Below are 264 nucleotides of genomic sequence, written 5' to 3' on the forward strand. Positions count from 1 at the left end.
CTTGGCTTGCTGCAACGGCTGCTTGAGTAGGTTTGCACGAAGGGGTCTAGATCTCGCGTGCAAGCCGTTGCGCTGGCTAATGCCCAACACCTCTCAGGGAGGTGGTCCCCACAATACCCGGTTGCTACTTCGTCAGGATCAACTTGCCGAGCCGCGTGGCGCCAAGCTGATACGTCTCACCGTTATGCGCGATGCTGATGTGGCTGTGGCCTTGCAGCAGCGCGTCGCTGTTCAGCGTGCGCGTGCCGCTGTCGCGGCTTGCCG

1 protein-coding gene is annotated in these 264 nt (G+C 61.7%); it reads right to left on the reverse strand.

Annotation, left to right across the window (positions count from 1 at the left end):
- Positions 1–124: 124 nt before the first annotated feature.
- Positions 125–264, reverse strand: a 140-nt coding sequence (hemP, locus tag SB816_RS32540) for a hemin uptake protein HemP (protein WP_410548319.1), incomplete at its 5' end; no start/stop codon positions are given.

Origin of the sequence: Achromobacter sp. SIMBA_011 (assembly GCF_046535435.1) — a bacterium.
GTDB classification, from domain to species: domain Bacteria; phylum Pseudomonadota; class Gammaproteobacteria; order Burkholderiales; family Burkholderiaceae_B; genus Achromobacter; species Achromobacter dolens.